Origin of the sequence: Riemerella anatipestifer ATCC 11845 = DSM 15868 (genome assembly GCF_000252855.1) — a bacterium.
GTDB lineage: Bacteria > Bacteroidota > Bacteroidia > Flavobacteriales > Weeksellaceae > Riemerella > Riemerella anatipestifera.
On sequence record NC_017045.1, the window covers coordinates 1,410,362 to 1,423,768 of the forward strand.

At 35.4% G+C, this 13,407-nt stretch carries 15 protein-coding genes; 13 read left to right on the plus strand and 2 right to left on the minus strand.

All coding sequences use genetic code 11. From position 1 onward, the window contains the following. Positions 1-53 precede the first annotated feature (53 nt). The 8 genes from RA0C_RS06700 to RA0C_RS06735 all read left to right on the plus strand — a co-directional run bounded on the left by RA0C_RS06700 (position 54) and on the right by RA0C_RS06735 (position 5,820). Positions 54-920 (plus strand): substrate-binding domain-containing protein, encoded by an 867-nt coding sequence (locus RA0C_RS06700; protein WP_013446997.1) that lies wholly within the window; start codon positions 54-56, stop codon positions 918-920. Positions 921-988: 68 nt separating this feature from the next. Beyond that, positions 989-1,300, plus strand: a complete 312-nt coding sequence (locus RA0C_RS06705; RefSeq protein ID WP_013446998.1) for a hypothetical protein — start codon at positions 989-991, stop codon at positions 1,298-1,300. Positions 1,301-1,320: 20 nt separating this feature from the next. Beyond that, the gene (locus RA0C_RS06710) at positions 1,321-2,052 is read left to right on the plus strand and encodes a copper resistance protein NlpE (protein ID WP_013446999.1); all 732 of its coding nucleotides are present in this window, start codon (positions 1,321-1,323) and stop codon (positions 2,050-2,052) included. A 55-nt stretch (positions 2,053-2,107) separates the two neighbouring features. Further along, positions 2,108-2,515 (plus strand): hydroxyisourate hydrolase, encoded by a 408-nt coding sequence (uraH, locus tag RA0C_RS06715; protein ID WP_013447000.1) that lies wholly within the window; start codon positions 2,108-2,110, stop codon positions 2,513-2,515. A gap of 55 nt (positions 2,516-2,570) precedes the next feature. Then, entirely contained in the window at positions 2,571-3,059 is a 489-nt protein-coding gene (locus RA0C_RS06720) for a GlcG/HbpS family heme-binding protein (protein ID WP_014615085.1), read from the plus strand. 31 nt (positions 3,060-3,090) lie between these two features. Continuing rightward, complete coding sequence (sufC, locus tag RA0C_RS06725; protein WP_013447001.1) at positions 3,091-3,831, plus strand: Fe-S cluster assembly ATPase SufC; 741 nt, start codon at positions 3,091-3,093, stop codon at positions 3,829-3,831. A gap of 114 nt (positions 3,832-3,945) precedes the next feature. Continuing rightward, positions 3,946-5,226 carry a Fe-S cluster assembly protein SufD gene (sufD, locus tag RA0C_RS06730; RefSeq protein WP_013447002.1) on the plus strand — a complete coding sequence of 427 codons (1,281 nt, stop codon included), beginning with the start codon at positions 3,946-3,948 and terminating at the stop codon, positions 5,224-5,226. 66 nt (positions 5,227-5,292) lie between these two features. Then, the gene (locus RA0C_RS06735; RefSeq protein WP_013447003.1) at positions 5,293-5,820 is read left to right on the plus strand and encodes a hypothetical protein; all 528 of its coding nucleotides are present in this window, start codon (positions 5,293-5,295) and stop codon (positions 5,818-5,820) included. Here RA0C_RS06735 and RA0C_RS06740 read toward each other — a convergent pair. Further along, the gene (locus tag RA0C_RS06740) at positions 5,783-6,544 is read right to left on the minus strand and encodes a type III pantothenate kinase (RefSeq protein WP_013447004.1); all 762 of its coding nucleotides are present in this window, start codon (positions 6,542-6,544) and stop codon (positions 5,783-5,785) included. The two genes, RA0C_RS06735 and RA0C_RS06740, sit on opposite strands and share 38 nt — an antisense overlap. Before the next feature lie 27 nt (positions 6,545-6,571). After that, positions 6,572-8,434, minus strand: coding sequence for a M1 family metallopeptidase (locus RA0C_RS06745; RefSeq protein WP_013447005.1), 1,863 nt, complete (start codon positions 8,432-8,434; stop codon positions 6,572-6,574). Between the two features lie 118 nt (positions 8,435-8,552). Between RA0C_RS06745 and RA0C_RS06750 the strand changes: the two genes are divergently transcribed. From RA0C_RS06750 to murA, 5 genes are all read left to right on the plus strand, one after another. Next, positions 8,553-8,909 carry a hypothetical protein gene (locus RA0C_RS06750; RefSeq protein WP_013447006.1) on the plus strand — a complete coding sequence of 119 codons (357 nt, stop codon included), beginning with the start codon at positions 8,553-8,555 and terminating at the stop codon, positions 8,907-8,909. Positions 8,910-9,072: 163 nt separating this feature from the next. Next, entirely contained in the window at positions 9,073-10,581 is a 1,509-nt protein-coding gene (locus RA0C_RS06755; RefSeq protein WP_014615084.1) for a sensor histidine kinase, read from the plus strand. A gap of 18 nt (positions 10,582-10,599) precedes the next feature. Further along, complete coding sequence (locus RA0C_RS06760) at positions 10,600-11,286, plus strand: response regulator transcription factor (protein ID WP_004920563.1); 687 nt, start codon at positions 10,600-10,602, stop codon at positions 11,284-11,286. A gap of 160 nt (positions 11,287-11,446) precedes the next feature. Further along, a complete protein-coding gene (locus tag RA0C_RS06765) occupies positions 11,447-12,100 on the plus strand; it encodes a DUF4290 domain-containing protein (protein ID WP_004920566.1) in 654 nt (217 codons plus the stop codon). Continuing rightward, a complete protein-coding gene (gene murA / locus RA0C_RS06770; protein ID WP_004920568.1) occupies positions 12,100-13,407 on the plus strand; it encodes a UDP-N-acetylglucosamine 1-carboxyvinyltransferase in 1,308 nt (435 codons plus the stop codon). Before RA0C_RS06765 ends, murA begins: the two co-directional genes overlap by 1 nt.

Sequence of the window (13,407 nt, forward strand, 5' to 3'; positions counted from 1 at the left end):
CCAAACCATTGAAACACCTAGTATAAAGGGACGAAAATAACACCGATGAGTTTATGAAACAATGGCTTCTGTTTATCTATCTAGCAACTTGTATCAGAGTGATGGCACAGGCGGATACGCTTTATGTTTATGGTCCAGGCGGTCCTTATGCACCCATAAATGAGGCGGCACAAATCTTTGCTAAAAGAAATAACCTAAATATTAAGGTAACCAAAGGTCCATTTTCGCAATGGAAAGACAAGGCACGAAACAATGCCCATTTAATTTATAGTGGAGCAGAGTTTATGATGACCCAGTTCATTTCAGAGTTAGGAAATGTGCAGCAGCAGACCGTTTATCCCCTTTATTTAAGGAAATCTGGACTTATCGTAAGAAAAGGAAATCCTAAGAACATTAAAACTTTAAAAGATTTAATGAAACCCAAACTTAGAATAATGGTGGTTAATGGGGCAGGACTTACGGGAGTATGGGAAGATATTGCGGGGAAAACACAAGATATAGAGGTGCTAAGGAAGATTAGAAAAAACATTGTCCTATTTGCTGAAAATAGCGGACAGGCTCAAAGTTTTTGGGCGAAAGACCCTAGCATAGATATCTGGGTTTCTTGGAATATTTGGCAAAAAAATAACAACGGGAGTGCTGATTTTGTATCTTTGGAAGATAGATATACCACTTATAGAGATTGTGGGATAGCTCTTACAGCCTACGGAGAGGCTAATCCTAAAGCCTTAGAGTTCTATCAATTTCTAAAAGGTAAAGAGGTACAAGCCCTTTTTGAAAAGCAAGGTTGGATAGAACGAAACCCATCTGCCCAGAAAAAAAAGGAAGATAGGAAACCTCAAAAGGTATATTCCCGAAAAGAAAAGCGGTCTTCCTTAAAGCAAAAGAAAGAAGGTTTATTGATAAATCATCAGTCCTAAAATAAAAGGTAGATAGATTTCGTAAAAATAAAGAAGAAATAGAGAAACAAATTATAAAATATAAAGATATGGCAACAAAATCTTACGCAGAACGCATCACAAAAGTAAAATTGATGCTAGATGCTATGACACAGAACAAGTCAGACCTTCCTAAAAAGCTAGATGACGACTACATCAGCCAGATGCAAACTCTAAAAGACAAAATAGAGGTTCTGAATACCGAACAAGAGAAGCTCAAAGCAGATTTAAAATCTAAAACAGAGGCCCTTAATAAAGAGATAAGTGCCTTAGACAAACTTTATAGCGAAGCTAAAAAGCGGATTAAACTAGATTTTGAACAAACATGCTGGATTGCATTTGGGATAGAAGACAAAAGATAACTTAGACCTAAAAAATCAAAATGAGAAAGTACATCATAAACGGTATTTTAGCCTTGGGGCTATTGTCTTTTGGGGCTTGTAATAAATCCGAAAAAACAGCTCAAAATCACCCCGCCGAAGGGAAAGCCATAGATACTATAATCTCTACACCAGATGAAATGTATCAAGGCATAATACCTTGTGCCGATTGCGAGGGTATTTTTACCACCATTACTTTGGCTCCAGACCAAACCTTTGATAAAACCGACTATTACTTAGGTAAAAATGAATATTTTATTGAAGAAGGCTCCTACACCGTAGATGCTTCCACGGGGATTTATGCGTTATCTTCTAACAATGATAAGGCTACTCAATATTATCAAAGGGAAGAAGGTAAGTTAGTCCTTTTAAACGATAAAAAGGAGAAAAACACAGGAGCTAATGCTCATACTTATGAGTTAGAACAACTTTCTAACGATGATTACCACTTTACCCCAACTCCCGTGGAGGGCTTCCTCATCATAGGGCACGAGGTGAGTTCTTTCAGACCTTTTAATTCGGCTAAAGTCTATTGGATAGAAGACCCTTCGGGCGAGTTACAGAAGAGATATGAAGCAATAGTAAAGGATAAAAAGACACCTTACTTTCCTGTAAAGGCAAATTTGGTTTTAGAAAAAGATACCAAAAAAGCGGAGGGCTTTGCCGAAGACTATGATGGGGTAGTAGTAGTGAAGAAACTACTAGATTTAAAGCTAATTTCTGTGGGAAATTAGGATAGGAAAGACGATGATAATTAAATAAACAAAAATTAAATTAAAACATTACATTATGAAAAAAGTAGCGTTATGGTTAGCATTCCTATTTACAGGAATTCTTTTCGCACAAGAAGCCAAGTATCAGTTGTCTAGTCATATTTTAGACATTACTCAAGGAAAACCAGCTCCAGGAGTAAGCATTACCTTGTCCAAACAAAATAAAAATGGTGTTTGGGTAAAGGTAGATGAAAAGGTAACAGATGAAAACGGGAGGATTAAGAATTTTCTAAAAGAAGAAAAAGGAGTAAGCCATCAGGGGATATACAAACTTACCTATCATACTACACCGTATTTTGAGAAGTTAGGGCAGCAGAGTTTTTATCCGTTTGTAGAAGTTGTTTTTGAGCTAAAGGACAACAGCCACTATCATGTACCTATTACCTTAAGCCCTTACGGATATTCTACTTATAGAGGGAACTAAAACAAAGAGCAGAAGCTCATTAGAAAAGTTAATCCTTATTTCAATATTGCAGATTATGAAAAAAAGTATAATGGTTTTAGTAGGTTTATTGTTGGTTCAGTTTTCTTTAGCACAATATACCGAACAAGGGACTTCGCTCAATCAAGAGGGAGCTTTAGAACTGGCAAAGCAAGCCCACATAGAAGCTCGTAAATTAGGTAAAAAGGTATCCGTAGCAGTCCTAAACAATTCGGGCGTAAGTCTTTTATTATTGAAAGGCGACCAAGTAGGACCTCATAATACCGAAGCCTCTAGGAGAAAGGCTTACACTTCGCTTTCCACCAAAACCCCTAGTTTTGAATTGATGCAAAAGGCAGCCAGTAATCCTACGGCACAAAACTTAAATACCCTGCCAGAGCTTCTACTTTTAGGAGGAGGCGTACCCGTTTGGAAAGATGGGGAGCTGATTGGGAGTCTAGGGGTTTCTGGAGCTGGTGGTGGAGAGCAAGACCATAATGTGGCCAAGAAGGCGGTTGAGAATATGGGCTACGAGATAACCAAATAAAAATTAACAATAAATAGAATTATATATAGAAATGTTAAATATAAAAAACTTATATGCTAGGATAGAGGACGGAGCGGAAATCCTTAAAGGGATTAACTTAGAAATAAAACCGGGTGAGGTACACGCCATTATGGGACCTAACGGAGCTGGGAAATCTACCCTTTCTTCTGTAATTGCAGGAAAGGAAGACTACGAAGTTACCGATGGAGAAATCCTTTTTGAAGGGGAAAATATAGTAGAAGATGCTCCAGAAGAGAGAGCTCATAAGGGGATTTTCCTTTCGTTCCAGTATCCAGTAGAGATACCGGGGGTTTCGGTAACCAATTTCATCAAGGCAGCCATCAACGAAACCAGAAAGGCTAACGGACTGGAGGATATGCCTGCGAAAGAAATGTTGGCACTTATCCGTGAAAAATCTGAACTTTTAGGTATAAAGAAAGACTTCCTTTCTCGCTCACTTAACGAAGGTTTCTCTGGAGGAGAAAAGAAAAGAAACGAAATTTTCCAAATGATGATGCTTAATCCTAAACTGGCCATCTTAGATGAAACCGATTCGGGGCTAGATATTGATGCGTTAAGAATTGTATCCGAAGGGGTTAATCATTTCAAAAATGAAGGGAATGCCGTGCTTCTAATCACTCATTATCAGAGATTGCTTAACTACATTCAGCCAGATTTTGTACACGTATTGGCGGACGGTAAGATTATTAAAACAGGAGATAAAACTTTAGCGCTGGAGTTAGAGGAGAAAGGGTACGATTGGCTACTCTAATCAATCCAAAACTTTTAAAAGTTTATAAGTTGTGTAAATCTATTATAGGTTTATCAATATAAAAATAAATGGTAAGGCACAACAGTCTTACTTAATTAGTCAAAAAAGATTTTTATGTCATTATTTGAGAACATTAAAACACATTCTTCTTCACTTTCGGGGGATAAATTAAATGCTTTGGAGCGATTCTTAAGCAAAGGTTTTCCTTCTAAAAAAGATGAGGAATATAAATATACCAATCTAAAAGAAATTATAGAAAAACAATATCAGTTTTTACCACAAGAAGAACATCATATTTCTGAAGAGGAACTGAAAGCATTGCGTCTAGGAGAAGAAGATTTTGATTGGGTAGTGCTAGTTAACGGGAAATGGTGTCCAGAGCTTTCTAAGATTTCAGATAAAGATATTAAAGTACTTGCCTTAGAAGAGGCACTTTCTAATGGAGAGAATGGGGCTTTGTTCCGTCCTTATTTTAATACTATTGCTAACGAGAGTTGGGCGTTTCCAAATCTTAATTTGGCATTCGCTCATTCGGGAGTAGCACTTTATGTGCCTAAAAATACGGTGGTAGAAAAGCCTATACATATTTTCTATATTTCACAAAATCAATCAGAAAATACGTTCTATAATCCGAGAAATATATTGGTGGTAGAAGCTGGTAGCCAGATAGAAGTGATAGAAAGTCATCATAATTTTGATGATTCGTTTACCTTTACCAATAGCCTTACTGAAATTTTTACTAAACCTAACGCTAAAGCAGATTGGCATAAGTTACAGAACGATACAGATACTTCGTATCTGGTAGACCATACTTTTGTGAAGCAAGAGAGGGATAGCTTAGCTACGGTAAATACTTTCTCTTTCGGAGGGAAGTTGGTGCGTAATAATTTAGATTTTATTCAGGAAGGAGAAAATATCAACTCTTTTATGAATGGAATTACCATTATTGGTAAAGACCAGCTAGTTGACCATCATACTGCTGTACACCATAATCAGCCTAATTGTGAAAGTTATCAGAACTACAAAGGAGTATTTAAGGATAATGCTCATGGAGTGTTTAATGGGAAAGTATTTGTAGATAAAATAGCTCAAAAAACCAATGCTTATCAGCAGAATAATAATATTTTACTAAGCGAGGGTGCTACGATAGATTCTAAACCACAGTTGGAGATTTTTGCAGATGATGTAAAATGTTCTCACGGTTGTACGGTAGGGCAGCTAAATGAAGATGCTTTATTCTACCTTCGTGCTAGAGGAATTTCTAAAAATGAGGCACAAGCATTATTGCTTTACGCCTTTGCAAATGATGCAATGGAAAACATAGATATAGAGCCTCTAAAACTCAAAATATCCAAGCTCTTAGCTGAAAAATTAGAAGTTAATATAGAGTTCTAAAAATAAACAAAGGTCTTATCAAAATATTTTGATAAGACTTTTTTCTAATAAGTATAAGAAACAAGGATGGACTTAAATAAAGTAGAATTTCACATAGATGCTTACAAAACATATGGGCAAATTCTAGATGCGGCATCTTTTGTGATTAAAGCTTTTGGGTTAGAGCATTTTAATTTTGCAGGATTTGATTTTAGAGAGGAGATGGACGCTAGGTCTATTGTACTTACTACGGAGGGAGAACTATCCCAGCCACAGAAAGTTAAAATACCTAAAAATCTTTTTGATTTTGATTTTAATTTAGTTCTTAATCTTATAGCACATGAGATGCTACATGTAAGACAAAAGGCACAGGAAACATTGGTAGAGGATAAAAATGAAAGAGAGTTCCAAGCCTATTATGAAACTTTATTCCATAAAGTATTTCCTCAAATACCAGATGCACCAGACTTCAATAGAAAACAATTTGCTGATAAAGCACTAGAGTACTACCGAAGAATGGGAGAGGGCTCTGCTTTACAAGAAAAATATTATTCCCAAAAAGAAGAAGTAGAAGCGCTTAAAAGAGAGCTTTCCCAAGAAAATAAAGACCTTTAAGGGTATGCAGCCTATCGGCTATATGGATTTTGTCTGATAAAGGCTTATAGACATGAGAAACGCCGCCTGTAGCTATTACAAAGGCCTCTTCTCCTATTTCTCGGTTGATTCTTTCTATAAAACCTTCTACCATACCTAGATACCCATACACCATACCACTTTGCATACAACTCACAGTGTCTAATCCTAGAACGGATTTAGGTGCTTGTAGCTCTATTTCTAGGAGCTGTGCAGTATCTTGTATTAAACTTTTAAGAGAGGTAATAATTCCAGGAGCAATAATAGCCCCCAAAGTTTCGCCGCTGTGAGAAATACAACTAGCCGTGAGTGCAGTACCAAAATCAAAAATTATCTTTGATTTATTAGGATAGAGATGATGAGCCGCAACTAAATTTGCATAGATGTCGGTACCCATTTGTTTGGACTTTGGTTTAACTTCAGAGGGTGTATTCCTATCTACCAAAATAGGTTTTAGGTGGTGTATTTTTTCTAATGCTCTTACAATATCGTTGGTCATTTGTGGTACAACGGAGCCTATTATCAGTTGGTCTATTTCTTTGGGTTTGATGTCATAAGATTGATAATGCATCAGAAACTGAACAAAAAGTTCGTCTTTAGTTCGGTAGGGTTTAGTGTTAATAACCCACGAGAGGCTACATCCCTCATTATTAAATAACCCAAAACGGATATTGGTATTTCCTATGTTGACTACAATAGTTTTCATAATGATAATTATTTTTTAGCAGAGAAACTATTTTACTTCTAAAAAGTTATCTTCTGGATTTACATCTGCTAATCTTTGTGAAAAATCAATGCCTAGAACGGAAATTTGTTCTTTGTTAAAAGGTATTTCAAAAGTGTATTCTAAGGAAGTCCAATTCCAATAATCCAAAGTAGTGAAATTGCCTAAAAAGTCAGATTTTTTAGGTGTTCTCATCATATTTAATGGGATATGGTAAGAAGTTATTTTTTTATCTTTGGTAAGTACTCCAAAATCTATAGGCATAGGAACTCCGCCTTTGTTTACTAAAGTAATGGTAGTAGAGTTGGGGTTATACTTTACTTCTTTTATGGCGTAGTCTATGGTTTTGGTGGTGTTAATCCAGTAATGTTTAAACCATTTTAAATCCATACCAGATATTTTTTGAGCAATATGGAGAAAATCTCTATCAGTAGGGTGTTTTAGATGCCATTCATCATAGTATTTTAGTAGTGTGGTCTTCAAAAGGTCTTCTCCCATAATATACCCTAGCTGCACTAAGAAAAGCTCTCCTTTAGTATAGGAAGCTACGGAGTAGGCTGTGCCGTCGTCGTGATGGTCTGCAAACCAAACGGCAGGTTCTTCTTTTCCTGTTTTTACAAACTTTCTATAACCCTCTAAAGCACCTATAAAAGGGTTTGGCCAAGCCTCTTTAGGAGGGAAAAGCTGATACATAGCAAAGTCTTCGGCGTAAGAAGTAAAACCTTCGTCTAGCCAAGGTGTGGTACTTTCGTTAGTTGCTAACATCTGCTGATACCAGGAGTGTGCACCTTCGTGAGCCATTAGCCCAACTAGGCTTTCTAAACTTTTGGCTTCTCCAAGTATCATAGTACACATACCATATTCCATACCACCATCGCCACCTTGAACGAACGAATAGCTAGGATAAACATAGCGACCGAAGTTAGCATTCATAATTTGAAAGAACTTATTAACATAAGGTTTGGCTTGTTTCCAATACTCGGTTTTTTCATTTTTTTGATAAACGAAATAGACTTTCGGTCCATCAGGTACAATAAATTCCTCTACGGAATAGTCTGGGTCTGCCGCCCAAGCAAAGTCTAGAATATTTTTTGCTGTCCAATTCCAAGTCGCTTTACCATTGGCATCTGTTTTAGGTTTAGACTGCAAAGAGTAGCCTTTAACTTCGGTAGGGTTTGTAAGCGTTCCACCCGCACCTATAACATAGCTAGGGTCTATTTTGATATTGATGTTATAATCCGAAAAAGGAGCATGGAACTCTCTCCCTATATAATCAAAAGTTGCCCAGCCATCGTAGTCGTATTCTGCTAGTTTTGGGTACCATTGGGTCATGGTCATTTCTATGCCTTCTCGGTTTTGTCTTCCTGCTCTTCGGATTTGATAAGGGATATTGGCGTCCCAATCCATAGTGAAAGTTGTCGTAGAGTTTGGTTTTATAGGTTGATTAAGATAGACCTTCATAATGGTTCCTTGAACTTCAAACTGGAGCTCTTTACCATTTTGTTTAATCCAATTTATTTTTTGGTTGCCTTCTTTCCCTTCAGGAATAGAAGCTAATCTAGAAACTATTTTTCCTGCTTTATTTTTTTCTACTAGCCTTTTGTCAGCATTGTCGCCTTGGTTTCTTACTCTTTCATCCATCATAGAGTTTGGTTTAAAGGCATTCCAATAGAGATGAAAGTAAACTTCCTTTAGCTCATCAGGAGAATTGTTGGTATAAGTAACGGACTGCTTGCCGTGGTAAGTGTAGTTATTAACATCTACATCAATATCCATATTGTAGCTAGCGTGTTGTTGGTAGTATTTACCTTTTTGTGCATATCCCAACGAGGTTAAAAAAAGCGATAATGATAGAAAAAAATATTTTTTCATTTTTCTGATAATTTTTAGTCTTCAAATATAACAAAATCTCATTTATTCATTATTTGAATGGATTTCTGGTGAAAAAAGGTAACTTTGCAAGCGTAATAAAGACAACAAATATTAAATTATGGCTACAGAACAAGAGCTTTGGGGTAGGGTAGAACAGTTTTTTGTAGAGCATTTTCAGAGTGAAAGCAATCCGTCATTGGAAACAATATCGTTTCTTATAGGCGTACAGGAATTGGGTGGTGGAAAACAAAAATATACCAAAGATGACAAACTAAATCTTCTCCATATAGCGGTGTGTAGGTTATTAGAGCCGTTTGGTTATTATAAATTTAAAGAGTACGATGCGGAAGGCTGGCCTCACTACGAGGAATTAGAGCCTCTGCCTGAGCTAAAACCTAATGAGCAAAGTATTCTTATGAAAAAAGCAATTATACAATATTTTATAGATGAGGATTTGCTAGAACAAGAAAGTTAGAGGTGCGAAACTCATAATAATCTGTTAAAAAACTCGTTTTTAAGATAAAATTTCTAAAAAACGAGTTTTATTGTTTTTTTGTTGATAAGAAATATTTAATTTTAACATCTGAAAAATAACCTGAAAAGTGCGTAACAAATTTATTCCTATTATATCTATTTTGATGACGATTTCTCTATTGGTGTTCGTCAGTTTTCAATTTTATTGGCTTAAGGAATATTATAGCTCTATTGAAGAAGAATTCGCAGGCAAGGTTCAAAAAGTTTTGGAACGCTCCACGCAAGATATTTCTAATATTGAAATAGATAAATATCTAAAAGAATATGAAGGCTTCCAAGCTTCTATAAATGAGGATAAAAACAAACCTACTCTAAATATTATCAGGCAAGTACAAGATTCGGCAGATAAAAAACTTATTTCCTTTAGTAGAAGTATTATAGAACCTCAGAAAATACCAGTTTCCTCTAAAGGAGACACTTTGGAAAGGGTTAAAGTCTATGCTGATGAGGGTATTTATCGTTTGAAAGGAGCAGGGCGTACAACAGAATTGCTTACGGCACAACTGAGTAAAGATATCAATGATAATACTTTTACTTTCAGAGATTTTGCTAAACTAAATGCGAATAACTTGCCCATACACAAAAGAGTAAGTGGTAAGGAGATAGATTCAGTACTGTCTAAAGAGTTTCAAAAAATAGGTATTAGTGCTAAATTTGGTTATGGTGTGCTAGATAAAAATAAAAAACTAACCACTATTGCTGATGAGGTTTACCTTGAAAATCAATCTAAAGCTAATTATAGTTTTCCTCTTTTTACCGATAAAGAAGAGCAGCCTATTTACACCTTGTCGCTTGTTTTTCCAGATAAAAAATACTCTTTGTTAAGGGATAATTTGCCATTGCTTTTAGGAACTGTTTTTTCACTTTTAACTATTGTATTTATTTACATTATTTCTATCAATTATATGCTGAGACAGAAAAAAATAGCAGAAGTAAAAACAGACTTTCTTAATAATATGTCTCATGAGTTCAAAACGCCTTTAGCTACAATTTCGGTGGCTACGGATTCTTTGGCAAACGATAAAATAGCTAGTGATCCAATTAAAGTAAAATATTACTCTGGACTCATAAAGCAAGAAAATCTCCGAATGAAAAAACAGGTGGAGAATGTCCTCAATATGTCAAAGTTAGAGAGGAACGAAATGAAGCTTTTCTTGCGAGAAACCAATTTGAGGGAGTTGATAAGAAACATTGCTAATTCTGTTAGGCTTATTGTAAACGAAAGAGGCGGAAGGCTTACAGAAGATTTTAAGGCAGAACGCTATAATCTAAAAGTAGATGAGTTTCATTTATCTAATACGCTTATCAATCTACTGGATAATGCGAATAAATATTCACCAGATAAGCCCGAAATTAAAATTGCAACCCGCAACGAGGGAAATTATTATGTGATAGAAATTTCGGATAAAGGTATGGGAATGGAGCCTCAAAATAAAACTAAGATATTTGAGAAGTTCTTTAGAGAAGAAACAGGGAATGTACATAATGTAAAAGGTCAAGGTTTGGGGCTTTCCTATGTTAAGAAAATAATAGAACTCCACAAAGGACAAATTAGTGTAGAAACCCAAAAAGGAAAGGGAAGTACCTTTATTGTAAAACTTCCAATGATTTAATTATAAAAAAATTAAGCTATGAGCAACAGGATATTATTAGTAGAAGATGACCAAAGTTTCGGAGCGGTGCTTAAAGATTACCTAAGCATAAATAACTTTGAAGTTACCCTTGCTACAGACGGCGAGGAAGGTCTTAAAGAATATACAAATAACGATTTTGATATTTGTATATTTGATGTTATGATGCCAAAAAAAGACGGCTTCACATTAGCAGAAGATGTTAAGAAATTAGGGAAAAATATTCCAATTATCTTCCTAACAGCACGAAATTTAAGAGAGGATATCTTGAAAGGTTATCAGTTAGGTGCAGACGATTATATAACAAAACCTTTTGATACCGAACTGTTACTTTATAAAATTAAGGCGATTTTATCCAGAAGTACTTCTTTGGAAGAAGAAGAGCAAGAGCAATTTAGCATTAGCAATATAGAGTTTGACTCTATGTTGAGGCAGCTTAAAGTACACGATAAAGAATATAAACTTTCTCCAAAAGAGAACGAGCTTTTGAAGTTGTTTTGTCTCCACAGAAACGACTTTATGCCTAGAGATTTAGCACTTCGTAAAATATGGAAAAAAGAAAACTATTTTACCGCTAGAAGTATGGATGTATATATCGCTAAATTAAGAAAATTGCTTAAAGATGATGATGGTCTAGAAATCATCAATGTACACGGGGAAGGGTTTAGGCTTCTAGTTAAAAATTAAATTAAATAGCTGGTTCAAAATAATTGTGAATCAGTTTTTTTTTGTTAAAGCAAATAGAGTTCTACAGATGATAGATAAAGTAGTTAATCATCGCCTCATAAAACTCGCTCAGACATAAAAAGAGATTTATATCAATACAAAATTTCATTATCTTTGCGAAATGGAATACAATACCCAAAAGACAAACTTACAATTACCCGAATATGGGAGAATTATACAAGAACTTGTAGAATATTGCAAGACGCTTCCTTCCAAGGAAGAAAGAAATAAAGTTGCCAAAGCTATTGTTGATTTTATGGGACAGAGAAATCCGCAACTTCGAGACGAGGAAAACTACGCACATAAGCTTTGGGATCATTTGTATATTATTTCAGGTTATGATTTAGATGTAGATGCACCATATCCTTTTCCTACGCCAGAGGAAATCAATCAGAAGCCTAAAAAGATGGATTATCCTAAGCTACAAGGAGACTATAAATTCTATGGTAAAAGCATTTTGCAACTTATAGAAAGAGCTTTAGAACTAGAAGATGGCGATGAGAAAGAGGCTCTTATAGAGGTAATTGCTAATAATATGAAAAAGTCGTACAATGTTTATAATAAAGAACATGTACAAGACGATGTTATCTTCCGCCATTTAAAGGAACTTTCTGAAAATAGATTAGATTTAACAGGGATAGATTCTTTAGAAAAGAGTAAAATCTATTATAATTCTAATAAGAATAACCCTAAATATCAAAACAAACATCAGAATAATAATGGAAATAATAGAAGAAAATATAACTCTAACAATAAATACAAAAGAAAATCATAATGAGTGGTGCTTTTCAAATCAGAGGCGGTAAAAGACTTCAAGGCGAAATTACGCCCCAAGGAGCTAAAAATGAAGCTCTACAAATATTATGTGCTGTTTTATTAACAGATCAAGAAGTAAGAATAAAAAATATACCTGATATACAAGATGTTAATAAGCTAATTGGTATACTGGGAGACCTAGGTGTTAAGGTAACCAAAAATGGAAAAGGGGACTATATCTTCAAGGCTGATAGTCTTAATTTAGATTATCTTAAATCCGAAGAATTTAAAAAAGAAGGAGCTAAACTTAGAGGTTCTATTATGCTTTTAGGTCCTATGTTGGCTAGGTTTGGCGAAGGTTATATGCCAACTCCAGGAGGAGACAAGATAGGAAGAAGAAGGTTAGATACTCATTTTCAGGGATTTGTTGAGCTTGGTGCAGAGTTTCATTTTAATGATGTAGAAAGTTTTTATAGTCTAAAAGCAAAGTCTTTACAAGGTAAATTTATCCTTTTAGAAGAAGCATCAGTAACAGGTACGGCTAATATTATTATGGCGGCTGTATTAGCGAAAGGTAAAACTAGAATTTACAATGCTGCTTGTGAGCCTTATTTACAACAGCTTTGTAAAATGCTTAACCGAATGGGAGCTCAAATTTCGGGTATCGGCTCAAATTTATTAACCATAGAAGGTGTTTCATATTTACATGGTACAGAACACACTATGTTGCCGGATATGGTAGAAATAGGCTCTTGGATAGGGTTGGCAGCAATGACGAAGTCTGAAATCACCATTAAAGATGTTCACTGGAATCAGTTGGGGATTATTCCAAATACTTTTAGAAAATTGGGTATTCAGCTAGAGAAAAGCGGTGAAGATATTTATATCCCAGCACAAGAACACTACAAAATACAGAAATTTATAGATGGCTCTATTTTAACCATTTCTGATGCACCTTGGCCAGGTTTCACGCCAGATTTGCTGTCTATTATGTTGGTAGTAGCAACTCAAGCTAAAGGAAGTGTATTGATACATCAAAAAATGTTTGAATCTCGATTGTTCTTTGTGGATAAACTGATAGATATGGGAGCTCAGATTATCCTTTGTGACCCACACCGAGCTACGGTTATTGGTCTTAATCAAGAAACGCCACTTAGAGGTACTGTGATGACTTCCCCTGATATTCGTGCAGGAAATGCACTTTTGGTAGCTGCACTTTCGGCTGAAGGTAAATCTATCATTCATAATATAGAGCAGATAGACCGAGGTTACGAAAATATAGATGGCAGGCTCAAGGCTTTAGGAGCAGATATAGAGCGTATATAA

Bases quoted from the DNA above. Each gene is read 5' to 3' on its own strand.
- RA0C_RS06750 (WP_013447006.1), top strand. From the start codon at position 8,553: ATGGCTACAGAACAAGAGCTTTGGGGTAGGGTAGAACAGTTTTTTGTA.
- RA0C_RS06700 (WP_013446997.1), top strand. From the start codon at position 54: ATGAAACAATGGCTTCTGTTTATCTATCTAGCAACTTGTATCAGAGTG.
- RA0C_RS06755 (WP_014615084.1), top strand. From the start codon at position 9,073: ATGACGATTTCTCTATTGGTGTTCGTCAGTTTTCAATTTTATTGGCTT.
- uraH (WP_013447000.1), top strand. From the start codon at position 2,108: ATGAAAAAAGTAGCGTTATGGTTAGCATTCCTATTTACAGGAATTCTT.
- sufC (WP_013447001.1), top strand. From the start codon at position 3,091: ATGTTAAATATAAAAAACTTATATGCTAGGATAGAGGACGGAGCGGAA.
- RA0C_RS06710 (WP_013446999.1), top strand. From the start codon at position 1,321: ATGAGAAAGTACATCATAAACGGTATTTTAGCCTTGGGGCTATTGTCT.
- murA (WP_004920568.1), top strand. From the start codon at position 12,100: ATGAGTGGTGCTTTTCAAATCAGAGGCGGTAAAAGACTTCAAGGCGAA.
- RA0C_RS06745 (WP_013447005.1), bottom strand. From the start codon at position 8,434: ATGAAAAAATATTTTTTTCTATCATTATCGCTTTTTTTAACCTCGTTG.
- RA0C_RS06765 (WP_004920566.1), top strand. From the start codon at position 11,447: ATGGAATACAATACCCAAAAGACAAACTTACAATTACCCGAATATGGG.
- sufD (WP_013447002.1), top strand. From the start codon at position 3,946: ATGTCATTATTTGAGAACATTAAAACACATTCTTCTTCACTTTCGGGG.
- RA0C_RS06740 (WP_013447004.1), bottom strand. From the start codon at position 6,544: ATGAAAACTATTGTAGTCAACATAGGAAATACCAATATCCGTTTTGGG.
- RA0C_RS06760 (WP_004920563.1), top strand. From the start codon at position 10,600: ATGAGCAACAGGATATTATTAGTAGAAGATGACCAAAGTTTCGGAGCG.
- RA0C_RS06720 (WP_014615085.1), top strand. From the start codon at position 2,571: ATGAAAAAAAGTATAATGGTTTTAGTAGGTTTATTGTTGGTTCAGTTT.
- RA0C_RS06735 (WP_013447003.1), top strand. From the start codon at position 5,293: ATGGACTTAAATAAAGTAGAATTTCACATAGATGCTTACAAAACATAT.
- RA0C_RS06705 (WP_013446998.1), top strand. From the start codon at position 989: ATGGCAACAAAATCTTACGCAGAACGCATCACAAAAGTAAAATTGATG.